The organism is Aliivibrio logei (assembly GCF_001691055.1).
Classification (GTDB): Bacteria; Pseudomonadota; Gammaproteobacteria; order Enterobacterales; family Vibrionaceae; genus Aliivibrio; species Aliivibrio salmonicida.
The window spans coordinates 833,019-856,826 of the sequence record NZ_MAJU01000008.1; the positions used below are offsets into that span (position 1 = coordinate 833,019).

The 23,808-nt window shown below is 39.2% G+C and carries 19 protein-coding genes and 2 pseudogenes; 10 read left to right on the forward strand and 11 right to left on the reverse strand.

Translation table 11 applies throughout. The features are described 5' to 3' along the window. Window positions 1-81: 81 nt before the first annotated feature. On the reverse strand, window positions 82-366 hold the full coding sequence (locus A6E04_RS07930) for a YeaC family protein (RefSeq protein ID WP_065610787.1): 285 nt from the start codon (window positions 364-366) through the stop codon (window positions 82-84). Window positions 367-486: 120 nt separating this feature from the next. Here A6E04_RS07930 and A6E04_RS07935 point away from each other — a divergent pair, with 120 nt between their 5' ends. Next, window positions 487-1,332, forward strand: a complete 846-nt coding sequence (locus A6E04_RS07935; protein ID WP_065610789.1) for a DUF2989 domain-containing protein — start codon at window positions 487-489, stop codon at window positions 1,330-1,332. Window positions 1,333-1,395: 63 nt separating this feature from the next. Here A6E04_RS07935 and msrB read toward each other — a convergent pair whose 3' ends face one another. Beyond that, on the reverse strand, window positions 1,396-1,800 hold the full coding sequence (msrB, locus tag A6E04_RS07940; protein ID WP_065610791.1) for a peptide-methionine (R)-S-oxide reductase MsrB: 405 nt from the start codon (window positions 1,798-1,800) through the stop codon (window positions 1,396-1,398). 336 nt (window positions 1,801-2,136) lie between these two features. Here msrB and gap point away from each other — a divergent pair, with 336 nt between their 5' ends. Both gap and A6E04_RS07950 read left to right on the forward strand, forming a co-directional pair. Next, the gene (gap, locus tag A6E04_RS07945) at window positions 2,137-3,129 is read left to right on the forward strand and encodes a type I glyceraldehyde-3-phosphate dehydrogenase (protein WP_012550424.1); all 993 of its coding nucleotides are present in this window, start codon (window positions 2,137-2,139) and stop codon (window positions 3,127-3,129) included. A 180-nt stretch (window positions 3,130-3,309) separates the two neighbouring features. Then, a complete protein-coding gene (locus A6E04_RS07950) occupies window positions 3,310-4,185 on the forward strand; it encodes a D-hexose-6-phosphate mutarotase (protein WP_065610793.1) in 876 nt (291 codons plus the stop codon). A gap of 68 nt (window positions 4,186-4,253) precedes the next feature. Here the strand turns inward: A6E04_RS07950 and A6E04_RS07955 are convergent, their stop codons facing one another. Continuing rightward, window positions 4,254-5,558 carry an inosine/guanosine kinase gene (locus A6E04_RS07955; protein ID WP_017022020.1) on the reverse strand — a complete coding sequence of 435 codons (1,305 nt, stop codon included), beginning with the start codon at window positions 5,556-5,558 and terminating at the stop codon, window positions 4,254-4,256. A 183-nt stretch (window positions 5,559-5,741) separates the two neighbouring features. Here A6E04_RS07955 and A6E04_RS07960 point away from each other — a divergent pair, with 183 nt between their 5' ends. Both A6E04_RS07960 and trxC read left to right on the forward strand, forming a co-directional pair. Further along, window positions 5,742-6,065 carry an HI1450 family dsDNA-mimic protein gene (locus A6E04_RS07960; RefSeq protein ID WP_065610795.1) on the forward strand — a complete coding sequence of 108 codons (324 nt, stop codon included), beginning with the start codon at window positions 5,742-5,744 and terminating at the stop codon, window positions 6,063-6,065. Window positions 6,066-6,198: 133 nt separating this feature from the next. Continuing rightward, window positions 6,199-6,633 (forward strand): thioredoxin TrxC, encoded by a 435-nt coding sequence (trxC, locus tag A6E04_RS07965; protein ID WP_065610796.1) that lies wholly within the window; start codon window positions 6,199-6,201, stop codon window positions 6,631-6,633. A gap of 109 nt (window positions 6,634-6,742) precedes the next feature. On the opposite strand, the gene serS is transcribed toward trxC, so the two are convergent. The 6 genes and pseudogenes from serS to lrp form a co-directional block, all read right to left on the reverse strand. After that, window positions 6,743-8,050, reverse strand: a complete 1,308-nt coding sequence (serS, locus tag A6E04_RS07970; RefSeq protein ID WP_017022021.1) for a serine--tRNA ligase — start codon at window positions 8,048-8,050, stop codon at window positions 6,743-6,745. A 122-nt stretch (window positions 8,051-8,172) separates the two neighbouring features. Continuing rightward, the gene (locus tag A6E04_RS07975) at window positions 8,173-9,525 is read right to left on the reverse strand and encodes a replication-associated recombination protein A (RefSeq protein WP_277814507.1); all 1,353 of its coding nucleotides are present in this window, start codon (window positions 9,523-9,525) and stop codon (window positions 8,173-8,175) included. Window positions 9,526-9,563: 38 nt separating this feature from the next. Further along, window positions 9,564-10,160 (reverse strand): outer membrane lipoprotein periplasmic chaperone LolA, encoded by a 597-nt coding sequence (gene lolA / locus A6E04_RS07980; protein WP_065610798.1) that lies wholly within the window; start codon window positions 10,158-10,160, stop codon window positions 9,564-9,566. Between the two features lie 29 nt (window positions 10,161-10,189). Next, window positions 10,190-11,752 (reverse strand): annotated as a pseudogene (locus tag A6E04_RS21635) (DNA translocase FtsK); the annotation flags it as partial. Window positions 11,753-12,883: 1,131 nt separating this feature from the next. Then, window positions 12,884-13,327: pseudogene (locus tag A6E04_RS21640) on the reverse strand (DNA translocase FtsK 4TM domain-containing protein); the annotation flags it as partial. Window positions 13,328-13,677: 350 nt separating this feature from the next. Further along, a complete protein-coding gene (gene lrp / locus A6E04_RS07990; RefSeq protein ID WP_012550415.1) occupies window positions 13,678-14,169 on the reverse strand; it encodes a leucine-responsive transcriptional regulator Lrp in 492 nt (163 codons plus the stop codon). A 156-nt stretch (window positions 14,170-14,325) separates the two neighbouring features. Between lrp and ald the strand changes: the two genes are divergently transcribed. The 4 genes from ald (at window position 14,326) to cydC (ending at window position 20,205) form a co-directional block, all read left to right on the forward strand. Further along, entirely contained in the window at window positions 14,326-15,444 is a 1,119-nt protein-coding gene (gene ald, locus A6E04_RS07995; RefSeq protein WP_017022024.1) for an alanine dehydrogenase, read from the forward strand. A gap of 159 nt (window positions 15,445-15,603) precedes the next feature. Then, window positions 15,604-16,569 carry a thioredoxin-disulfide reductase gene (gene trxB / locus A6E04_RS08000; RefSeq protein ID WP_017022026.1) on the forward strand — a complete coding sequence of 322 codons (966 nt, stop codon included), beginning with the start codon at window positions 15,604-15,606 and terminating at the stop codon, window positions 16,567-16,569. 149 nt (window positions 16,570-16,718) lie between these two features. After that, window positions 16,719-18,491: a heme ABC transporter permease/ATP-binding protein CydD gene (cydD, locus tag A6E04_RS08005; protein WP_017022027.1), complete on the forward strand. Its 1,773-nt coding sequence runs from the start codon at window positions 16,719-16,721 to the stop codon at window positions 18,489-18,491. Then, entirely contained in the window at window positions 18,484-20,205 is a 1,722-nt protein-coding gene (cydC, locus tag A6E04_RS08010; RefSeq protein ID WP_023603791.1) for a heme ABC transporter ATP-binding protein/permease CydC, read from the forward strand. The genes cydD and cydC overlap by 8 nt, the downstream gene beginning before the upstream one ends. A gap of 88 nt (window positions 20,206-20,293) precedes the next feature. On the opposite strand, the gene serC is transcribed toward cydC, so the two are convergent. Both serC and A6E04_RS08020 read right to left on the reverse strand, forming a co-directional pair. Then, window positions 20,294-21,376, reverse strand: coding sequence for a 3-phosphoserine/phosphohydroxythreonine transaminase (gene serC / locus A6E04_RS08015; RefSeq protein ID WP_017022029.1), 1,083 nt, complete (start codon window positions 21,374-21,376; stop codon window positions 20,294-20,296). Window positions 21,377-21,565: 189 nt separating this feature from the next. Further along, window positions 21,566-22,867 carry a DUF945 family protein gene (locus A6E04_RS08020; RefSeq protein WP_017022030.1) on the reverse strand — a complete coding sequence of 434 codons (1,302 nt, stop codon included), beginning with the start codon at window positions 22,865-22,867 and terminating at the stop codon, window positions 21,566-21,568. 305 nt (window positions 22,868-23,172) lie between these two features. Here A6E04_RS08020 and A6E04_RS08025 point away from each other — a divergent pair, with 305 nt between their 5' ends. Then, window positions 23,173-23,724 (forward strand): hypothetical protein, encoded by a 552-nt coding sequence (locus tag A6E04_RS08025; RefSeq protein ID WP_035470517.1) that lies wholly within the window; start codon window positions 23,173-23,175, stop codon window positions 23,722-23,724. The last annotated feature ends 84 nt before the right edge of the window (window positions 23,725-23,808 follow it).

Genomic DNA, 23,808 nt, shown 5'->3' on the forward strand with positions numbered 1-23,808 from the left:
TTTATAATTTTTTTATGGGATCAAGATAACATTAGTTTTTCAAAAATGAGACTTTTAACAAAAAATAATAGAATCACTCTATTATTTTCCAGAAACGTTAACTCGAACAATGTCTTGTTGAGCTGAAGAAAATTGTTTCTTTAATTCTGCTTTTGATTTAAAAACGATTCCCCCCCCTTCTGCTACCGTCATATGTTCTGCATCTTTATTGTGCTTCGATTGATATAACATCATTGCTTGCATACAGGTGCTTCTTTGCTCTTGGGACAATAACGTGCCGTTATGCCACTTCCCTGTCTCTACTGCATATTGTAAATTCTCAAACACTTCAGGAATCATTGATTCTAATAGTTTATTAATATCCATTATTTACTCTACTCTGTTAAATATCTTAGAAAGATATCTTTTCATTAAGGTTAGTCAATCAAGTGCCGATAAATAGGTGTAATGGATCACGTTTCATCATTTATCACCAATAGGATCATCATGCTTTCAATCACTCATCGCTTTATTTTACTTGTTCTAGTAAGTCTTTCACTTACCGGATGCTTTGGGATAAAACCGACAACAGAACAATTATGCGAAGAACATGGCGCTTTACAATGTCAAGAACTCAATATGCGTGATGGACAATGCCGCCATCAAAGAGATGAATTAATTTTAAACCGTTTTGATGTACTAAAAACCAATTCGGATCTTGATAAATTAAAAACCTTACAGGCCACATTAAAATACCAAACCTGTTTAGGCTCTGCTGCACAAATTGAACCAATCACAGCAAAAGAAATTAAATCAAAACGTACCGAAGCTTTACTTCATACGTATGATGCCTCGGATGCACTTTCGGAAGAATTAAAAAGCTCTACAGACCCTAAAGTTCTCTTTTATCGCTGGACTGTGGGTGACAAAGAGGCATTACGCTCTTTTTTACAATTAGAAAATACAAAAGAATTGGAAACGGCCGAGTTACAATATGCATTAGCCACCTTTTATACTCTTCGAAATGAGAATAAAACAGTTCAGTTACTTAACCATTCTTTAGAACTACTCACAGAACAAGACTATAAAAATCAATTTCATTCGATCATCATTAACTCACTAGCAAGTGTGAACTATAAAGCAGGCAATAAAGAGCACGCTTATATCTGGACGATGGTAGGAAAAGCATTTGACTTACAAGTGGCCTCGGAACAGCAATTAAAGCTACTTTATCATTTTCCAGAAGAGACAAAACAAGAGTTATTGATTACATCAGAAATGATTAAAGACAGCATTAAAGCGCAAAATTTTACCGTTTCAATGCTACCGACAATAAATAACGACTCACAGTAATCATTAGTGATGACAAAACAGAGAGGAATTATCGATATCTCCTCTCTGTTATTTCTCTATTTTTTATTTACCTTTAAAGCGTAGAGAAATAGAGTTAACACAAAAACGCTCTCCGGTCGTTTTAGGACCATCATTAAATACATGCCCTAAATGACTATCACAGCAGGCACATCGAATCTCTACTCGCGCCATGCCATGGCTATTGTCTTCTATATATCGAATAACCTCCGCATTTAATGGTTCATCAAAGCTTGGCCATCCACAACCAGAATCGTATTTATTCTCTGATGAAAACAAATCTACATGACAACAGGTACACGCATAATTCCCTGTCGCCTTATTCTGTAAAAGCTTTCCTGAAAAAGGCGCTTCTGTGCCTTGCTGTCGACAAACCACAAATTCTTCGTCGGTTAACTCACTTTTCCAATCTTCGTTTGTAAAGTCAGAAAATGATTTTGATTGATTCATTTTAATAACCCCTCCTTTGTTACATATTTAAATTAAACCTTGCTAAGTCTTATCGTTGTAGCACATACTTTGCCAAAGTAATTTTACTGCTAACCCAAAAGTACACATTAATTGTTATGTCACTTATTTTCAATAAATGACACAAAGGTGATTAAATAACCAAGTTTTCTATAAATTACGTAAGAATTTTTCTTTATGTTAACAGAATATGGGTTATTTTTTGATTTTAAACAATATAAATGGCATTTTTGCTTGCAGGTTGGCTCAGGATTTTGTAATTTTACTACCAGTTAATTTAAACCTGAAAATCAAATTTAAGTTGTGGAGCAACATATAATGACTATCAAAGTAGGTATTAACGGTTTTGGCCGTATTGGACGTTTTGTTTTCCGTGCATCTGTAGAGCGCAACGACATCGAAGTTGTTGGTATTAACGATCTTATCGACGTTGAATACATGGCTTACATGCTTAAGTACGACTCAACTCACGGTCGTTTCAACGGCACTGTTGAAGTAGTTGACGGTAACCTAGTAGTTAACGGTAACACTGTACGTGTAACTGCTGAACGTAACCCAGAAGATCTTAAGTGGGATGCAATCAACGTTGACGTTGTTGCTGAAGCTACTGGTCTTTTCCTTACTGACGAAACTGCTCGTAAACACATCACAGCTGGCGCTAAGAAAGTAGTTCTTACTGGCCCTTCTGGTGACGTTCCAATGTTCGTTATGGGCGTTAACGCTGCAGATTACGCTGGTCAAGATATCGTTTCTAACGCTTCTTGTACTACTAACTGTCTTGCACCTATCGCTAAAGTACTTAACGACAAGTGGGGCATTGAATCTGGCCTTATGACTACAGTTCACGCAACTACAGCAACTCAAAAAACTGTAGATGGTCCTTCTGCGAAAGACTGGCGTGGTGGCCGTGGTGCTTCTCAAAACATCATTCCATCTTCAACTGGTGCAGCTAAAGCAGTAGGTAAAGTAATTCCTGAGCTTAACGGCCTTCTAACTGGTATGGCTTTCCGCGTACCAACTGCAAACGTTTCTGTTGTTGACCTTACAGTTAACCTAAAAACTGCTGCAACTTACGAAGAAATCTGTGCTGAAATGAAACGCGCTTCTGAAAATGAATTTGCTGGCGTTTTAGGCTACACAGAAGAAGCTGTTGTTTCTCAAGACTTCATCGGCGAAACACAAACTTCAGTATTTGATGCTGCAGCTGGTGTTGCTCTAACTGACAAATTCGTTAAGCTTGTATCTTGGTACGACAACGAAATCGGTTACTCAAACAAAGTTCTTGACCTAATCGCTCACGTTTCTAAGTAAGCATTAGTTTAGACTTTCTTTGAAAGCTAACTTGAAAGGTTTTATTATCTTTTAAGTATAAAAGGCGACTTAATTGTCGCCTTTTTTGTATCTGTTATTTGATATATTCTCTTTTTAGTATTTATTCAATTGTTTGTATAAATCACAATTGAATAAATATTACCTTTCTAGGAGATAGACATGGATTTAACTCGATTATCAACGATTAGTGCCCTTTCTGATAGTGTCACAATTGAACAACTAGACGATGTAAAAATCGTCCGAGTGCGTCACAGTAAAGCTGAAGCGGCAATCTCACTTCATGGTGGTCATGTGTTATCTTTTAAGCCAACACAAGGTGAAGAGCTTATCTGGATGAGCAAAGACGCTATCTTCCACCCAGACAAAGCCATTCGTGGCGGTGTGCCTGTATGTTGGCCTTGGTTTGGACGTATAGAAAACCCAGCTCATGGGTTTGCTCGTAACAGCCAGTGGAAATTAATTGAACATAAAGAAAATGAAAACGGTGTAATGATTTCTCTAGGCTTGTCGGCTTCAGAAGAAACAAAAGCAATCTGGGCTTTTGAGTTTGAAGCACGATTAAATATAACTATCGGCGATGAACTAACCATTACACTTGATGCTAAAAATACAGATAACAAGCCTTGGAACTGCTCTGGTGCGTTACATACCTATCTAAACATCTCTGATATCCATACGTCTGTCATCACCGGAATGGGAGATCGTTACATTGATGGTCTATTAAATGGAACAACCTGTACTGGTGGTCATGAGCTTAAGATCAATGAAGCCGTAGATCGTGTTTACACAGAATCAGAGTCAACATTAGCTATTAGCGATAACCTTCGTACAATTACAGTAACTAATGAGGGTAATAATGCCGCGGTTATCTGGAACCCATGGGCAGAAGGAGCAGAAAGCATGGGCGACATGAATAATGATGGATATTTAACAATGGTCTGCATTGAATCGACTTATCATGCAACAAGTTTAGAAACAGCAAAAACAATTCAACCAAATGAATCATTTACATTAAGTACGATTATTCGCGCTTAATTGAACCAATAAAAAAGCGGAGATAAAATTAATTATCTCCGCTTTTTTTCATTCTAAGCACACTGTTATTATCTTTCCCAGTATGACTCTTCTAAACTGTCTTCGCGTTCAGGTAACCCACGAGATAATCGTGGTGAATGCTGAGCCAAAACCTCAAAGCTTACTCGGTTTGAGTATTTACATACTTGAGATAATGAAGAGTACGTTAAGTAAGAATGTTGATGCTTACTTGAATTCGGTACATTATTACGATGGTAATGATTTGCAGCCATATCATGCAACAATGCAGACAAAGCACCATCACCCGCGCCATTCGTATTTTTGATTTTCTCAGGACCACCCATGTACGGTGAAATATGAGAATATACTTTTGTCGGCTGATCACAACTTGCTTTAACTGCTGGACGACTGAATTCATATTGATTAAATTCAGCGATTGTTCCGGGAAGTAATGGCAACGATGTTTCACGTTTCGCAGATTCTTCTGTGTAACCTGCCATGTACAGTCCAACAGGGCCAGCAGTACATAAAACAAGATCAACCCACTCAAGGGCTTTATCTGCCGCTTCTAATGGGTCAGAAGCACCCGTTAATGCTTCACCTTCTTCTTCATTCATTGCCACAACAGACACATGATCACTTAGGAAGTCACGCCAATATTGAGGATCATCTTGAACAACAAATTTGGTCCCCATTGTTAGGACAACAGGCACATCATATTTCTTCGCGTACTCAATGGCTTTCATGGTTGCTTCAGGCATTGGATCACCCTCTTTACAACGAACAAGATAAGCCGTTAATACTAATGCAGACGCATTTTTAAAGATCTTTTCAGGGATACTATCAGCACGAAGTTGATTCATATCCCCTTCACTAATTGCAAACGTACGCTCGCCATCTTGACTAATTAAAGCAAAACAACGGCCTATTGCACCAGGTACAGGCTGAAGATAATTCAAATCCATACGGCTTGAAGTATTACAAAGGTAACGATAAGAATAACTACCAATATGGATATCTTCACTCATAACACCAAGCAATGTTGATTTATCATCAGCAAGCACGGAATAGTTATGAAGTGTATTACCAATCGTGCCACCAGCGTATTCGTTGGTGATCATATTGTTATCTTTAAGCTCATTATAAAGCATTTCCGCTTTATCATTATCGATAACCAGTGAGTGTCCTTTACTCAAGCCATACTTTTCAATAAAAGCATCATCAATTCTAGCTTCAATATCCACTAAGGTTTGATCAATACCAATAATGTGCGTACGCGACATTTTTTTGGTTTCTTGAGCTTGACTCACTAATGGATCACGAGCGTGAACAGGAAAATAATGCTTGGATTTACGTTGACCTGGAAACTTCATAAAATAATCATTCAACTGGCTAAGGGAATAAGTGCGGAAGTTTAGCCCTTGCTTAACGCCCTCGCAATACCTCATATAGCAACCTTTTAAAGGCAAACGTTTGCTATTCGTAATTATTTAAGTCGCTAGCGTTCATCTCTATATTCATGGTAATTTAGAGCGTATTTTTTGAAGGTAACTACCATGACAACTGAACTACTTAGCTACGATGACATTATTGAAGTCGCTTACGATATTTTCCTAGAGATGGCTCAAGATAACCTTGAACCTGTTGATGTTGCTCTTTTCACTCTACAATTTGATGACCGCGGTGCGGCTGAAGTCGTTGATACTCGTGACGACTGGGCTGAGCATGTTGGCTTTGAAGTAGATGGCGAAGTATACGCAGAAGTTCTAATTGGCTTAGTAAACGAAGAATCTGATGTATTGGACGATGTATTTGCTCGTATGTTAGTAAGCCGCGATCCTGAACATAAATTCTGTCACATGCTATGGAAACGTGATTAATTAATAATCACTCTATATTATCGACAATATAAAGGGGCTATTTGCTCCTTTTTTATTGAGTTTCGTATTATCTACCCCCATTATTTCTTTATGCTCACAAACTACTTAATGTAGAAAATAATAAAGGAATAACATGTCGCAATTTCAATCTCGATGCCATTCTTGCCAAGGCATAAACCGTCTTCCTATCGAACGTATTAACGACAAACCTACTTGTGGTCGCTGCAAGGAACTCTTACTAGATGGAAAACCATTAGAAGGCACTAGTGAAAACTTATCCATATTATTAGACAGCGAACAACCTATTGTTATCGATTTTTGGGCACCTTGGTGTAATCCGTGTGTCGGCTTCTCACCTGTCTTTGAAGACGTTGCCGCTGAACGTAATGGCCAAGTTCGTTGTGTGAAAGTAAATACAGAAGCCCAACAACAAATTGCAGCACAATATCAAATCCGTTCAATTCCAACGATCATGGTTTTCAAAAATGGAGAACGTGTAGATATGATCAATGGTGCATTGCCAAAAGGTCAATTTGATCAATGGTTAAACCAAGCACTACTTAAATAGTCAGTCACAACCCTGTCAAAAGATCAAAAAAAGCCCCTTTACTGAATAACCAATAAAGGGGCTTACATTTCTATCTATTTATCAAATACACATTAATTTGAAAAACAGATTAACCGATGAACTCAACACCATTCATGTACTTACGCAGTACTTCAGGAATTGCAATTTTGCCATCCGCTTGTTGGAAGTTCTCTAGAATCGCAACCATTGTACGACCTACAGCAAGACCAGAACCGTTTAGTGTATGAACCAATTCTGGTTTCTTCTCGCCTTGACGACGGAAACGCGCTTGCATACGACGCGCTTGGAAATCCCACATGTTTGAACAAGAAGAAATCTCACGGTACGTTTCTTGTGCTGGAACCCATACTTCTAAATCGTATGTTTTACGAGAACCGAAGCCCATATCACCAGTACAAAGAATCACTTTACGGTAAGGAAGTTCAAGAAGTTGAAGTACTTTCTCAGCATGACCTGTTAGTTCTTCAAGAGCAGCCATTGAATCTTCTGGTTTCGTGATTTGAACTAATTCAACTTTGTCGAATTGGTGCATACGAATAAGACCACGAGTATCACGACCGTAAGATCCTGCTTCAGAACGGAAACACGGTGTATGTGCCGTCATTTTCAATGGAAGATCAGCTTCTTCAGTAATTGTATCACGTACCATGTTTGTTACTGGCACTTCCGCTGTAGGGATAAGAGATAGCATCTTAAGAGGAACATCACTTACTTGCTCTGTTAGCGGGCTTGTATGGAATAAGTCTTCACCAAACTTAGGCAATTGACCAGTACCATATAGGCTGTCGTGGTTAACTAAGTAAGGTACATACATTTCCATGTAGCCGTGTTCTTCAGTATGAAGATCAAGCATGAATTGCGATAAAGCACGGTGTAAACGCGCAAACTGACCTTTCATAACGATGAAACGAGAGCCTGAGATTTTAACTGCACTTGCGAAATCAAGGCCATCCGCAAGCTCACCAAGAGCAACGTGATCTTTCACTTCAAAGTCGTACGTTAGCGGTGTACCCCAACGTAATACTTCTACGTTTTCATCTTCATCTTTACCATATGGTACTGACTCATCAGGAAGGTTTGGTACTGACAAAGCGATGCTTTCAATTTGTTGTTGAAGCTCAGCAAGTCCTGCTTTTGCATCATCTAGTTCTGAACCTAGTGTTGCAACATCAGCCATGATGCGATCTGCTTCTTCATGATCGCCCTTCGCTTTTGCTTGACCAATGGACTTCGAACGGGAATTACGCTGCGCTTGAAGATCTTCAGTGATAACTTGAAGGGATTTACGTTGTTCTTCAAGGGTGCGAAGTGTCTCTACGTCTAGCTTAAAGCCACGACGTGCCAGTTTCTCTGCTGTTTCATCCAGCTCTGTACGAAGTAATTTTGAATCAAGCATTTGTAATCCTATGCCTTATTGGTCATTGTGCGTTCAAAGTAAACAGAACCCACTTAAAAATAAAATTTTGTGCAATTTTCAGTTCAAAATTGCGATTTGAATAAGATACCGAAAATGCCCTTTTATTGGTAGCGTTTTAAGGGACTGTTTTGATCTAATTGGGCTAAATACTCTAGCTTTTCACTAATTTTGGTTTCTAGACCACGTTTTGTTGGAAAGTAGTACTTACGATCCTGCATTTCTGGAGGGAAATAGTTCTCACCAGAAGCATATGCATTAGGTTCATCATGCGCATAACGATAATCTGCACCATAACCCATGTCTTTCATTAATGAGGTTGGCGCGTTACGTAGGTGATTAGGCACATCATAATCTGGCGAGTTAATCGCATCCATTTGTGCTTGTTTCCATGCGGTATAAACTGCATTACTTTTTGGTGCACACGCCAAATAGACGACCGCTTGTGCTATCGCTCTTTCGCCTTCTGCAGGACCAAGTCGAGTAAAACAATCCCATGCATTCAAAGCCACTTCCATTGCTCGTGGATCAGCGTTACCAATGTCTTCTGATGCAATCGCTAATAATCGACGTACTACATACAGAGGATCGCCCCCTGCTGCCATAATTCGTGCAGCCCAATACAAAGCAGCATCCGGATTTGAACCACGAATCGATTTATGAACCGCTGAGATTAAGTCATACCACATATCCCCTTTGTTATCGAAACGTGCCAGTTTTTCACCAGCAACTTCCGCTAATAAAGGTAAATCCACCACTTTTTTACCTTCGTGGTTTTCTTCTGCCATATCATGCAACAACTCTAAATAATTTAGAGACATGCGTGCGTCACCAGACACTAAATCAGCTAATTGCAATTTTACGTCATCAGGAAGAACAAAATTATCGTCATTTAAGCCGCGATTTTTATCGGTCAATGCTTGATCGATAACCTGTACAATATCTTGTTTTTCTAATGATTTTAATTTGTATACCCGAGCTCTAGATAACAATGCATTGTTTAGCTCAAAAGACGGGTTTTCCGTTGTCGCACCAATAAACGTGATTGTCCCATTTTCGATATGAGGCAGAAACGCATCTTGCTGACTTTTATTAAAGCGATGAACTTCATCCACAAATAAAATCGTTCTACGGCCTGTCGTTTGATTTTCTTTGGCTTTATCAATCGCCGCTCGAATATCTTTTACGCCAGACGTCACAGCAGAAACACGCTCAACTTCTGCATTTGCATAATTTGCAGCAACTTCCGCTAACGTTGTTTTACCGGTACCCGGAGGACCCCATAAAATCATTGAATGTATTTGGCCAGCTTCAAGCGCACGACGTAATGGTTTACCCACCGCTAATAAATGCTGTTGACCAATATATTGCTCAATATTTTGAGGGCGCATTCTAGCAGCAAGGGGACGAAAATCGTCCCCTGCTGAAAAATCTAAACTGAAATTACTCACGTTTATCCTTTTATTCTAAACATGACTTCGCATTAAGTAAGATCTTAACGCTGATCATCAATATCTACACCATCAGGGACAGTGAACATAAAATTAGATTGGGCTGGTTTTTTCGCTTCAAACGTTATGAAATTAAAATCGCTACGCTGCCCATCTTGCTCTACAACTGAAAACCCCGTTACTTTACCTGACGGTTGAATACGAACGATGAATTCACTTTTTATAGCAGAGTCTGACTTTGGTGAAACCGTAAATGCATCACCGTTTTGAGCTACTGAGTAATTATCCCAATCAGACGCTTTATTGCGTGTTAATAAAACAAAAGGAGTTTGAGTTGTCGCTTGATCTAATCCCATAAGCGTCACTTGTTCTACAAATGGATTGTAGTACCACAATGTTTTGCCATCGGTCACTAATAGGTTTTCATCCGGTGTTTGAGTATGCCAGCGGAACAAGTTAGGACGCAAAATTTTCACATCCCCTTCGCCTTGCATCAATACATCCCCTTCAGGGCTCAACACTTTTTGTGTAAATGACGCTTCAAAACCTTTATTTTGATTCAAACGATCCGTTAATTCACCTTGTGGAGAAGCAAAAGCAACAGAACTTAAAAAACACAATGATAATAAAATTTTCTTCACTATAAATAATCTCAATTTAAACAAGACAATTAATCGCCCAAACCTACAGGAGGCGGTGCAATCACTTCACGGTTACCATTATGGCCCGGAGTACTTACTATCCCGTGCGCTTCTAGTTGCTCAACAATACGAGCAGCACGGTTATAACCAATTCTAAACTGTCGTTGGACACCAGAAACAGAACCACGTCGAGAAGTGGTTACAAATTCAACCACTTGATCAAACAGTTGATCAAGCTCTTCTTCACTGTCCGATTTTTCACCCGGCAACAACGATTCTGCGCCTTGTTCACTTTTAGTAATAGCTTCAACATAATTTGGTCGACCACGAGCTTTCCAATCGTTAACAACCGCATGTACATCATCATCAGAGGCAAACGCACCATGTACACGAACCGTATGGTTAGAACCTGGCGCTAAGTAAAGCATGTCACCCATGCCAAGTAATGACTCTGCACCACCTTGGTCAAGAATGGTTCTTGAATCGACTTTCGTTGAAACCGTAAAAGCAACACGTGTTGGAATGTTTGCTTTAATCAATCCAGTAATAACATCAACGGAAGGACGCTGCGTTGCCAGAATTAAGTGAATACCTGCCGCACGCGCCTTTTGAGCTAATCGAGCAATCAGTTCTTCTACTTTTTTACCCACAACCATCATCAAATCGGCAAACTCATCAACGATAACAATAATAGAAGGCAATTTTTCTAACAACGGCGGTGTCTCATGCATACTGTCACCCGGTTTCCATAATGGATCATGGATAGGATGTCCTGCTGCTGCTGCCATTTTTAATTTATCATTAAAGCCTTGTAGGTTACGAACCCCTAATGCAGACATTAATTTATAACGACGTTCCATCTCACCAACACACCAACGTAATGCATTACCGGCATCTTTCATGTCAGTAACAACTTCCGTCAATAAGTGTGGGATACCTTCATAGATAGAAAGTTCCAACATTTTTGGATCGATCATGATAAAACGCACATCTTCTGGTGTGGCTTTATAAAGCACACTCAAGATCATGACGTTTACACCGACTGATTTACCAGAACCCGTTGTACCAGCAACCAAGACGTGAGGCATTTTAGCTAAGTCAGCAATAACCGCTTCACCGGCAATATCAAGCCCCATCACTACCGTGGTTGGTGATTTTGCATTTTGAAATATTTCACTGCCAACAACATCAGAGAAAAAGACGGTTTGACGATTAAAGTTCGGTAACTCAAGGCCCACATAAGGTTTACCCGGAATAACTTCAACCACACGAACGGCCATTGCCGATAAAGAACGCGCCAAATCCGTTGCTAGACCTGAAATTCGGCTTACCTTAACACCCGGAGCTAAATCCAATTCAAAACGTGTAATCACAGGACCAGGGAAAATGTCCACCACACGAGCTTTAATTTTATAATCGGCTAATTTCGCTTCTACCAAACGAGCGGTATGCTCTAATGATTCACGAGATTCCATTTCCGCACGTGTATCTGGCGAAAATAATAAATCTAAGGTTGGCATCGGTGCCGTTGGCTTCGGTAGGTTTGGTTCTGAATTTACCAAGAATGGATTCTGCAATGCCGCTTGCGTTGCTTTTTCTTTTGCAACTAACGCTTGGAATGCGGCGATATCTGCATCAGAGTGCGTTGGCTCATTCTCAATAATAATTTCTTCTACTTCGACTACCTCTTCAATTTCATCTTTTTCGATGGCATTAAATACAGGTAATTCTTCAGTTACTTCCTCAATCTCATCGTCTTCATGTGCAGAGAAATGAATGTCCTCGATATTGTCTTCATTATGCGATGTTATAAACGCAGAGCTAACATCATCAATTTCTTCAGCAGTCACCTCATTAAAAGGTTCATTTACACTATAATCAGGCGCTGGCTCTTCAGGAATAGAAGAAAAAGGCACCGATTCAACAATGTTCGAGTCTTCAACTGGGAAATGAGGCAGCTCTTCATCTACTGACAAGATATCGTCATTATTGATACTGATGTCTTCATTACCAGCGACCATTACGCTAGGAATAGACGCCGCTGCTGTTTTCACAAACGTTTTTTCCGCATCCATATTACTTAGAAGAGGATCTTGATCTAACGCTTCCATATCTAATTCTTCAATCGTTGCATTACTGCGCATTGAAAAATTAATACCATCATCCAAAGATTCTGGTTCTTGTTTCTCTGGTACTGCTTCCACTGAAAGCGCTTCTGTAACCTCTGTTCCATTATCGCTCATTGGTATTGCCGTTGTTTCTATTTCAGCGTCTTCCACCGGTATAGGCATCACTGGTTCAGTAACAATATTAGTGGGTGTTCCCTCGGCAAACACATCAATAGAAGAGCTTGAGAACAAGGGATCATTATCACTGTCATCAAACTGATTCATTTCAAATTTATTTAATGGGTACTCTTCAAATTTGTCTTCAACAATCGGTTCTTGAGAGAATGCTGATAATTCGCTTGCTGATATTTTTGGTGTTTCAAACGCATTAACTGCCGTCGGTACGGCGCTAAATGAGGCATTACGACCAGCTTGATTGAAACTATTATCTTTTGGTTCTTCTGTCTCTGTAACACTCGTATCTACCTGATACGTCTCATCATCTGTTTTTCTTGCCTTATTAACTATTTTTCTAAAGCCTTCAAGACTCCAGCCACCAAGATTATCAACAATAGTTAACCATGACACACCAGTAAATAACGTTAAACCTGCCCCCCACAAGAACATGAAGATAAGCGTTGAGCCTAATAAGTTAAGTGCAGGTGTTGTAATACTCGTTAGGACATCACCAACAACGCCACCAGACGAGAAATACCAAAGATCATCAAAACTGGTATCGGCTAACGCACAACTGGTTAAGAATAAAATGAGCAGTCCCAGAATACGAGTACCAATCATCATCAGATCTAACTCGGCTTCGCCATCTTCATCTTTTTTTCTAAAAGCAATCCATGTGCAGCTCATTATGATGACAGGTAATAAATACGCTAAAGAACCAAACGAGAAAAATAAAGTATCACCAATCCAAGCGCCTAATGCACCACCTGCATTTTCTACACTGCCAGCCCATGCAGTCTGAGACCATGATGGATCCGCAGGATTAAAGCTATATAAAGAGACAGCAATAAAAATAGTCGCAAGTAAGCCAACTATAAACATAGCTTCTTGCAACCGTTGATTGCCATTCAACCGTTCTTTATCCGGTTCAGATATCTTTTCAACTTTTAATGTCGTCAGCTGCTCTTTTCTTTCCGATATTTTTTCTTTTATCTTTGAAAACAAAATACTATCCACTGTCACTATACTTAGATTTAGTCATTCCACTTTATTTAAAGTAAGGATCACTAAATCTCTATAAATTAAAAACAAGTCGAGCGGCATTACGCCGCTCGTCAATATTAAAGTACAACTAATACATACTTAACGTATTTATCGTCACTAACAGTCTAGCAAGGAATAACGTTCACTTATGTCGACTGCCTTCAGGTACTTTAATTATCTTGCTGTATCTAGCGCGTTTTAATCACTAAATTATTCGTCTGTTTAACCTCTTCCATAACCACGTAAGTACGTGTGTCGTTAACTCCCGGAAGACGTAATAGTGTATCACCAAGTAATCGGCGATAAGCACTCATATCTGATACACGAGTCTTTAAAAGATAATCAAAATCACCTGAAACTAAGTGACACTCTTGAATATCATCTAATAACTGCACTGCAACATTAAATTGTTCGAAAACATCTGGAGCACCACGGTTTAATGTGATTTCAACAAATACTAACAATGATGCATCAAGATACTGTGGGTTTAGTAATGCAGTATAGCCATTAATATACCCTTGGCGTTCTAAACGACGAACGCGCTCTAAACATGGAGTAGGAGATAATCCTACTCTCTTAGATAATTCAACATTTGAAATTCGGCCATCTTTTTGGAGTTCATTCAAAATATTGCGATCGATACGATCCAGGTCCTTGGACGGTTTCTTATTATCTACCATTTTTTATTCCACCTTATTACTTCCTTGCAAAAAAATATACTACAACTTTCTAATATTTAGCATCAAATTTTGCTTTTTACAATCTATACTAGATACAAATTCGAAACAAAAACCCTACAACCAGTTAAAACAACCATAACTAAAAAGGAATACAGGATGATCATTGGCGTACCTAAAGAAATAAAAAATCACGAATACCGTGTTGGAATGATCCCAGCGAGTGTTCGAGAACTCATATCTCATGGCCATGACGTTTTTGTCGAAACAAAAGCCGGCTCTGGCATTGGTTTTACCGACGATGATTATATCGCGGTAGGCGCATCCATTCTTCCTACTGCTGAAGGCATTTTTGCAAAAGCAGAGATGATCGTAAAAGTTAAAGAGCCTCAAGCTGTTGAACGTGCGATGCTGCGTGAAGGACAAATATTATTCACGTATTTACATCTTGCACCAGATTTTCCACAAACAGAAGACCTAATTAAGAGTAAAGCTGTCTGCATCGCGTATGAGACTGTAACAGATTATATGGGTCGTCTGCCACTATTAGCGCCAATGTCTGAAGTTGCAGGCAGAATGTCGATTCAAGCCGGTGCTCAAACACTTGAAAAATCCAATGGTGGCCGTGGTTTACTTTTAGGTGGCGTACCTGGTGTTGAGCCTGCAAAAGTCGTTATCGTTGGTGGCGGTGTCGTTGGTGCGAATGCTGCAAGAATGGCGGTAGGTATGCGTGCTGACGTCACTATTTTAGACCGAAACCTTGATACACTTCGCTCTCTTGATGAAGAATTCCAAGGTCGAGCAAAAGTGGTTTATTCAACCGTTGATGCGATTGAAAAGCATGTGTTAGAAGCGGACCTTGTTATTGGTGCCGTTCTTATACCTGGCGCAGCAGCACCGAAACTGGTTACGGCAGATCACATAAAACGTATGAAGCCAGGGGCCGCTGTTGTTGATGTCGCTATCGACCAAGGTGGTTGCTTTGAAACATCACATGCAACAACGCATGCAGATCCAACTTATATCGTAGATGACGTTGTTCACTATTGTGTGGCAAACATGCCAGGTGCCGTTGCAAGAACATCTACCTTTGCACTAAATAATGCAACATTACCTTACATTATTAAATTGGCAGATAAAGGATACAAATCAGCTCTTCTTGAAGACAAAGGATTTTTAGATGGCTTAAATGTAATCAATGGTAAAATCACATGTAAAGAAGTTGCTGAAAGCTTCAACTTAGATTATATAACCCCTGAAGCTGCACTTAATGCTTAAAAATCATACTCAATATTAAAATCATTTTAGGGCACCCATCGCGGTGCCCTTTCTTTACTTTAATAAATTCCATACAATCACCATATATGATTAAGGATGGTGAACACGCCTAATGTTTCTCCTACCCTACTTTTACCTTTATTTTAGCTCGGAGATCCTATGAGCAACGTTAAGCATTCGAAATTACTGATTCTTGGTTCTGGCCCTGCTGGATATACAGCTGCCGTTTATGCCGCTCGTGCTAATCTAAACCCAGTAATGATCACTGGTATGCAACAAGGCGGACAATTAACAACAACGACTGAAGTTGAAAATTGGCCTGGTGGCGCGACAGACATGACCGGTCCCGGCCTAATGGAAGAAATGAAAGCGCATGCAGAGCGTTTCAATACCGAAATTATTTTTGACCATATTAATGAAACCGATTTCAGTCAACGCCCTTTTCGTTTAAAAGGTGACTCTAGTGAATATACGTGTGACGCCCTTATTATCTCAACAGGCGCATCAGCAAAGTATCTAGGACTAGAATCTGAAGAAGCATTTAAGGGCCGTGGCGTTTCTGCTTGTGCAACCTGCGATGGGTTCTTTTACCGTAACCAAAAAGTAGCCGTCATTGGCGGTGGTAACACCGCTGTCGAAGAAGCGCTTTATTTATCGAATATTGCCGCCGAAGTTCACTTGATCCACCGTCGCGATACTTTCCGTTCAGAGAAGATCTTAATCGACCGTTTGATGGATAAAGTAGAAAACGGCAATATCACTCTTCATACCGACCGTACTTTAGATGAAGTTCTGGGCGATGAAATGGGTGTCACTGGCGTAAGATTAAAAGACACAAAATCTGACATGACAGAAGATTTAGATGTCATGGGCGCATTTATTGCTATTGGCCACCAACCAAATACCGCGATATTTAATGGCCAACTAGACATGGAAAATGGCTACATTAAAGTAAAATCTGGTCTTGAAGGTAACGCGACTCAAACCAGTATCGAAGGCATTTTTGCTGCCGGAGATGTTATGGATCACAATTACCGCCAAGCTATCACCTCTGCAGGTACTGGCTGTATGGCAGCACTCGATGCTGAACGCTTTTTAGATGCGCTAGACGTAAAAGAAAGTTAAACTAATAGACCCGAAGTGAACGACTTACTTCGGGTTTTCTTTTGCTCATCTTATTTTGCTTGTATTACATCTATTTCTTTTATAATAATTATTCACACCAGAAATATTTCGTCATGGCAAAATAATACAACACGTAAGCCTTCAATATTATGGATAAAATACAACAACGCGAGTTAGGACAATGGCTCAAAGGCCAAAGTAAGCTTGCTAAGAAATGGCTCGCCCTATCTATTGGGCTCGGCTTTCTTTCCAGTCTTTTTCTTATCGCTCAAGCGGCACTATTAGCCGATATTCTGCACAAGCTCATCATTGAACAAACAGATAAGTATGAGTTACTTCCTCAATTTATCGCCATTTTTGCCATTGTAGGAATTCGAGCAGCTTGCAGTTGGGGTCGTGAAGTCGCCGGTTACCGTTGTGGCGAGCATATTCGAATTCATATACGTCAGCTCATTCTTAACAAACTCCAAGAATTAGGACCGGCTTATATAAAGGGTAAACCGGCAGGGTCTTGGGCTACGTTGCTATTAGAGCAAGTAGAAGACATGCAAGATTTCTTCTCTCGTTATCTACCGCAAATGTCGCTTTCGGTCATGATCCCTTTTGTTATTTTAATCGTTGTGTTTCCTCAAAACTGGGTTGCCGGATTAATCTTCTTATTAACCGCACCACTAGTACCCCTCTTTATGGCATTAGTAGGAATGGGAGCGGCTGACGCTAACCGCCGAAACTTTAAAGCATTACAACGATTATCTGGTCATTTTTATGATCGTCTGCAATCAATGACCACTATTCGCCTATTTGACAAAACAGCGCAAGAAACAAAACATCTTCACAATGCTTCTGAAATATTCCGCAAGCGTACAATGGAGGTGTTACGACTCGCCTTTTTATCTTCTGCTGTGCTTGAATTCTTCACCTCTATCTCAATTGCCCTTGTTGCCGTTTATTTCGGTTTCACTTATATCGGTGAGCTTAACTTTGGTAATTACGGAATAACAGTGACCTTATTCACGGGTTTATTTATTCTTATTTTAGCGCCTGAGTTTTATCAGCCATTACGCGATTTAGGAACGTTTTATCACGCAAAAGCTCAAGCCGTAGGCGCTGCCGAGTCGATTGTCGAGTTTTTAGCGATTGATACTAATACTCAAACTAATGGTGATAAGAAAGTATCTCAATCGACCACTCTTGATATTGAAGTCACGGACTTAATCGTCAACAGCCATGATGGAAAAACATTACTCGGACCTATCAGTTTTCATTTACATGAAAGCTCTCAAACCGCATTGGTTGGTCCAAGTGGCGCAGGGAAAACAAGTTTAATCAATGCACTTCTTGGATTTTTACCTTACCAAGGCAGTATCAAGATAAATGGTATTGAACTATCTAAGTTAAACAAAAAAGAATGGTACCAAGAAATAAACTGGGTTGGACAGAATCCAACATTAGTACATGGAACCATTGAAGAGAATATTACGCTTGGTAAGCAAAGCATATCTAAAGAACAATTAGACTCGGTAAGTAAGCAGGCTTTTGCTAATGAGTTTATTGATGAATTAGGTTATCAACACCAAATATCTGATCGATCTGGTGGCTTATCTGTTGGTCAAGCTCAGCGTTTAGCATTAGCTCGAGCTTTGTTACAACAAGGACGCCTGTGGATCTTAGATGAACCAACAGCCAGTCTTGATGCAAAGAGTGAACAACTTGTAATGCAAAGCTTAAGTTTAGCAACTCAAGGCTTAACGACTTTAATGATCACCCATCGCTTAGATCAACTTTATGCAATGGACACGATTTTAGTCATGGATAAAGGCCAAGTTGTTCAATCAGGTTCATTTGATGAAATTAAAGACTCTGGTTTATTTGCAACCATGCTTGCCGCTAAACAACCGAAGCAAGGTGATCTTGATGCGTGATTTACTCCCTTACATAAAACTATATAAAAAACATTGGTTTGGACTAACGTTAGGCATGCTACTCAGCTTTGCTACGTTATTTGCTTCCATTGGCTTGTTAACCGTATCTGGTTGGTTTATTTCCGCATCAGCGGTTGCCGGATTAACCATTGCTCGTGAAACGTTTAACTATATGCTTCCTTCTGGAGCAGTACGTGGTTTCTCTATTGGTAGAACCGCTGGTCGTTGGGGAGAACGCGTCGTTAGCCATAATGCAACCTTCAAACTATTGACTGAACTTCGTATTTTCTTCTTTAAAAAGTTAATCCCATTGATCCCCGGTCGATTCTCTAAGCTACGTGACGCCGATTTATTGAATCGTCTTGTGGCTGATGTTGATGCAATGGATCATGTTTATCTACGCCTAATCAGTCCTATTATTGTTGGCACATTAGGCATTATTGGATTAACGGCTTTTCTTGCTTGGTTTGATGTCACTATTGGATTAACGCTTGGAGCTATCTTATTTTCATTATTATTAATTTGGCCTACGTTATTTTATAAGCTCGGAAAAAAGAACGGTGCCGAGCTAACTCATAACAAAGCCACATTAAGAATTAAAACATTAGACTGGCTACAAGGTAATGCAGAATTACGTATTTTTGGTGCTGAAGAGCAATATCAACAACGTATTCTCGATGCTCAAGTCGCTCTATTATCAAATCAACGCCACATGGCAACGCTTACTGGCTTAGCGAATGGGTTACTATTACTTGCTAATGGTTGGACGCTACTGTTAATGCTTTGGATATCGGCGGATGGCATTGCGGGAATGACCCCTGACCCAATGGTGGCAATGGTCGCTTTTGCTACGATGGCCAGCTTTGAATTATTAATGCCTATTGCCGGAGCCTTTCAATATTTAGGCCAAACGTTAAGTTCTGCTCGTCGATTAAATGAAATCATCACAGCCACACCTGATACTATTTTTGATGAAAATGGCGTTAGCCAAGCAGTAAAAGGAAATCTAACGATTTCAGATGTTAGCTATCAATATATGGATGCAGAAACGGATGCAATTAAACATATTTCATTAGATTTACTTGCCGGGCAAAAAATGGCAATCGTAGGGCAGACAGGCTCAGGTAAATCGACATTATTACAACTGCTAACCCGTCAATGGGATCCTAAATCAGGAGTAATCTCTATTGATGGTGTTCAATTGCCGAAATGGAAGGAATCAAGTTTACGTAACGCCATGTCCGTGGTTAGTCAGCGAGTTGATATTCTAAATGGTTCATTACGTGACAATCTATTGCTTGCAAATGATACTGCCACTGACGATGAATTAACTCAGGTACTCAATAAAGTTGGTTTAGGCGATTTAGTATCAAATGAAGGACTGAGTGCTTGGTTAGGTGACGGAGGCCGTCAATTGTCAGGGGGTGAACGCCGTCGTATTGGTATTGCACGCGCGCTATTGCATGATGCCCCTATTGTGCTGCTTGATGAACCAACAGAAGGCCTTGACCAAAAAACAGAACAACAAATCATGACCGTGTTAAATGACCATATAAAACAAAAAACCGCTGTCTTCATTACTCACCGTCTAGTGAACTTAGAAAACATGGATCAAATTTGTTTAATGGACCATGGCGAAGTGATAGAACAAGGGACTCATGAAAGTTTACTTTCACTTAAGGGTGCTTATCATCAATTATGGCAACGTTTTTAATCGTCACTTCTTCAGAATAGACAATTAAAAACACCAATAAAAAAGCCGATACTATAAATACAGTATCGGCTTTTTTATTTATCAGTAATTACGCGTATTTTGCTTCAAATGCTTTCATAAAATCAACAAGTGCCTGAACACCTTCTAATGGCATTGCATTATAAATAGAAGCGCGCATACCACCGACGACTCGATGGCCTTTTAATGCTTTTAACCCAGCGTCATCTGCTAATGTCAAAAACTGAGCATCCAAGTCTGAGTTTGCTAATTGAAAGGGTACATTCATTAACGAACGATTATTTGTATGTACGTCATTGCGATAAAAATCAGATTCGTCGATATACTCATACAATGCAGCGGCTTTCTTACGATTGTGCGCTTCCATCGCTTCAATGCCACCATTCGCTTTTAACCATTTAAAAACTAAACCAGCTAAATACCAAGCGTATGTTGGTGGCGTATTAAACATTGATTCTTGGGTTGCTAAAACACCATAATTTAATACGCTTGGTAATGATTGCGCCGCTAAATCTAAAAGATCATCGCGAACAATCACAATTGTTAATCCGGCAGGACCAATATTTTTTTGAGCTCCCGCATAAATAACACCGTATTTAGAAATATCAATTTGACGAGATAAAATAGTCGAAGACATATCAGCAACAATTGGCTTATCTGTTATTGGTAAATCATTAATCTCAATGCCATCAATGGTTTCATTTGGGCAAAAATGAACATAAGCAGCATCATCACTTAACGGCCACTGCGATGCAGGGATGACAGCGCGTTTACCATCACAATCGGTAATTGCCTCAATCACATTAGGCTCACAATACTTATTGGCTTCCATGACAGCACTTTGTGCCCAATAGCCAGCATCGACATAATCCGCTTTTGTTTTGTCACCTAATAGATTAAGTGGTACTGCTGCAAATTGAGCACGCGCACCACCTTGGCAAAAAAGGACTTTATAATTATCAGGAATAGCCAACAAATCACGTAAGTCTTGCTCAGACTCTTGCGCAACTTTAATGAACTCTTTGCTACGGTGGCTGATCTCCATAACAGAAGTGCCTAAACCGTTCCAATTCACCAATTCCTTTTGAGCTTGGGCTAGAACGTCTACTGGCAGCATTGCTGGACCAGCACAAAAGTTAAATACTTTTTCCATGTTTCTCAAAGGCTCCTGCTATTTAATATTAAATAAGATTTGTTAAATCACTCTATAGAAATTAATACCACCTTTTCTCTTACAAATAAATCAGAAAGTGATCTAATTCACTAAATAACCGCCATAATTAAATAGAGATAAAAAAATAGCCCACCGAAGTGAGCTATTGTGTCTTTCAATTAATGACGATTAACGTAAATAACTTAACAAACCAAGAAGCATAAACAATGGCATTTTTTGACCATTTAATAGCTCAATTTGACCATCTGCAATGGTTGCCGCCAGACGGTAATTATCACCCTCTTCAACTGCAAATTCGTTAATCAACAATTCATCCATTTGCATACGCAGTTCAGGTGTATCATCAACCAATTTCTTAGCGATAACTAACTCTGCATTGCCTTTTAGTGTTTGAACCAGTTGATCCGCATTTTGCGATGCTCTTGCTGTACCAGCAGGTAAATTTAGTAATACCTTACTTTCGACCTTACTGCCTAACACATCAGCACTAAATTCATTAATATTGATGCTGAAGCCTTTAGCAGCAAGTAAATCAAACGAAAGCATCAATTGTTGAATTTTTTCAGGTGTAAGTTCTTGATCTTGTAATAATGGAACTAATTTAATCAGTGCGTCGTAATTCAAGTCATCAAAACTGATATTAAATACGCCATTTTTTAGCGTTCCAGCATCAGTCGTTACTTCACCTAATTTTAGAATATTGGTAGAACTTAATGAATTATCAGCAGGAAGATCTTTTACTTCAGCTAATTCATTTGAACTACTATAAGTCACATTATTCACGACATTATGAATATTACTTTCAATATCATTGATCGTCATTTTATCGATAGCCACATTAGCATCACCAATAAAAATATCATCTAGATATTTACCTTCACTTTTACCAGAAACATTATCAATCAGCATATCTGATTGATTTTCTAAACGTAATTCAGTTTTAGGTAGACTATATTGCAGTGAAAATTCACCTTCAGGATGAATAGTCGCTGAAATTTTACTTGCCGCTAAATACAGTTTCTCAACGCCTTGAGCTTTTAAATCCGCATTAACAAAATTAGTATCTTGACTTGTCAATTCTAGATCTGTCTTCCCAGTCAACTGGCTGTTTGTTGTCAGCGTCAAACCTTTTATAAATTCAGAAGACGCCGCTTCTCCAGTCACCGTTGATGTTGATGAAATAGAGAATAACCCGTGGTCTATTTCATGATTAACAATAATTTCACTTGGATAACCCGCGTGTTCTAATTCAGCAATTAAGCCTTTATCGGTCACATACACTCGGCTTTGAGCTTGTGAACTTAAATAACCACGGTCATAAGAAATATTTTCTATTTTAATAACAGAATTGTCATAAGAGGCAATGCCATCTTTAAATATAGCTTCACCAATTTTTCCTGTCGCAAACGGCCAACAAGCAACAATCGCAATAGCACCACCAATGGCAGCATACTTTCTTAGTTCATTCATTTAATTATCCATTTTTTAACGATTTCAACCAGTTTACCTAACTCATCGAACGCAATACAGTCATATTTAATCCAATTTCTTACCGCATTAAAAATTATTATTCCCCACTAATCATAATTAACCAATTAATTTAAACGCCTTGGCTCAAATTTTGCTTGTATTTATCCCTATAAATATACGTAAATTTTTTGGCGCTGTGCTGTTATTCCAATTTTATACATTCTATCTGGCAAAAATACCTATTTCTGTTAGTATTTAAACCATATTTTTGTTAATAGCACTCAATTTGATAGGTTTCAAATATCATGATTCGTAAGACACTTTTAGCATCAAGCCTTATGTTTGTTTCTGCAACATCTATGGCTGCAGATAATGACCCAAACAATGCCATTATGAGCAACTTCAGTTATGACTATGTTGAAGCTCGCATTGGTTTTAGCCCATCAACATTTGGTGCAGGCTTTAGTAAATCAATTCACCCAAATGCTCACGCAATTGCAACTATCGATTCTGAATTAGATGGCGATTACGACTTAGCGGCAGGCCTTGGCTTTCATGCTCCAGTAAATAACTGGGCTGATATTACAGGTGAAATGCTTTTACGTGTTGTTGATGATAATCACAACTACAAAAACGATACAGGCATGGAACTAAACCTTGGCGTTCGTCAATGGTTAGGTCCACAGCTAGAAGTCGGCGGAAAAGTAGGTTACCTGTCAATTGATGATAAAGATGACACTTTATTCTCAGTTTACGGTCGTTTCCACTCTACCGAGCTATTCTCTATTGGTGCAGAAGGTCGATTCAATGGCTTATATGGCGATCAATTGATGCTTACAGCACGCTTTAAATACTAAATTTTAGTCTCTTGAATAAACTGGCCTAGCTCATTTATTCAAGCATAAAAAAACCTCGTTATTCTTTCTATTTAAAAATAAAGA

What these genes read in the sequence shown, in the direction of transcription:
- A6E04_RS07930 (WP_065610787.1), bottom strand. Translation starts at nt 366, where the DNA reads ATGGATATTAATAAACTATTAGAATCAATGATTCCTGAAGTGTTTGAG.
- A6E04_RS07935 (WP_065610789.1), top strand. Translation starts at nt 487, where the DNA reads ATGCTTTCAATCACTCATCGCTTTATTTTACTTGTTCTAGTAAGTCTT.
- msrB (WP_065610791.1), bottom strand. Translation starts at nt 1,800, where the DNA reads ATGAATCAATCAAAATCATTTTCTGACTTTACAAACGAAGATTGGAAA.
- gap (WP_012550424.1), top strand. Translation starts at nt 2,137, where the DNA reads ATGACTATCAAAGTAGGTATTAACGGTTTTGGCCGTATTGGACGTTTT.
- A6E04_RS07950 (WP_065610793.1), top strand. Translation starts at nt 3,310, where the DNA reads ATGGATTTAACTCGATTATCAACGATTAGTGCCCTTTCTGATAGTGTC.
- A6E04_RS07955 (WP_017022020.1), bottom strand. Translation starts at nt 5,558, where the DNA reads ATGAAGTTTCCAGGTCAACGTAAATCCAAGCATTATTTTCCTGTTCAC.
- A6E04_RS07960 (WP_065610795.1), top strand. Translation starts at nt 5,742, where the DNA reads ATGACAACTGAACTACTTAGCTACGATGACATTATTGAAGTCGCTTAC.
- trxC (WP_065610796.1), top strand. Translation starts at nt 6,199, where the DNA reads ATGTCGCAATTTCAATCTCGATGCCATTCTTGCCAAGGCATAAACCGT.
- serS (WP_017022021.1), bottom strand. Translation starts at nt 8,050, where the DNA reads ATGCTTGATTCAAAATTACTTCGTACAGAGCTGGATGAAACAGCAGAG.
- lrp (WP_012550415.1), bottom strand. Translation starts at nt 14,169, where the DNA reads ATGGTAGATAATAAGAAACCGTCCAAGGACCTGGATCGTATCGATCGC.
- ald (WP_017022024.1), top strand. Translation starts at nt 14,326, where the DNA reads ATGATCATTGGCGTACCTAAAGAAATAAAAAATCACGAATACCGTGTT.
- trxB (WP_017022026.1), top strand. Translation starts at nt 15,604, where the DNA reads ATGAGCAACGTTAAGCATTCGAAATTACTGATTCTTGGTTCTGGCCCT.
- cydD (WP_017022027.1), top strand. Translation starts at nt 16,719, where the DNA reads ATGGATAAAATACAACAACGCGAGTTAGGACAATGGCTCAAAGGCCAA.
- cydC (WP_023603791.1), top strand. Translation starts at nt 18,484, where the DNA reads ATGCGTGATTTACTCCCTTACATAAAACTATATAAAAAACATTGGTTT.
- serC (WP_017022029.1), bottom strand. Translation starts at nt 21,376, where the DNA reads ATGGAAAAAGTATTTAACTTTTGTGCTGGTCCAGCAATGCTGCCAGTA.
- A6E04_RS08020 (WP_017022030.1), bottom strand. Translation starts at nt 22,867, where the DNA reads ATGAATGAACTAAGAAAGTATGCTGCCATTGGTGGTGCTATTGCGATT.
- A6E04_RS08025 (WP_035470517.1), top strand. Translation starts at nt 23,173, where the DNA reads ATGATTCGTAAGACACTTTTAGCATCAAGCCTTATGTTTGTTTCTGCA.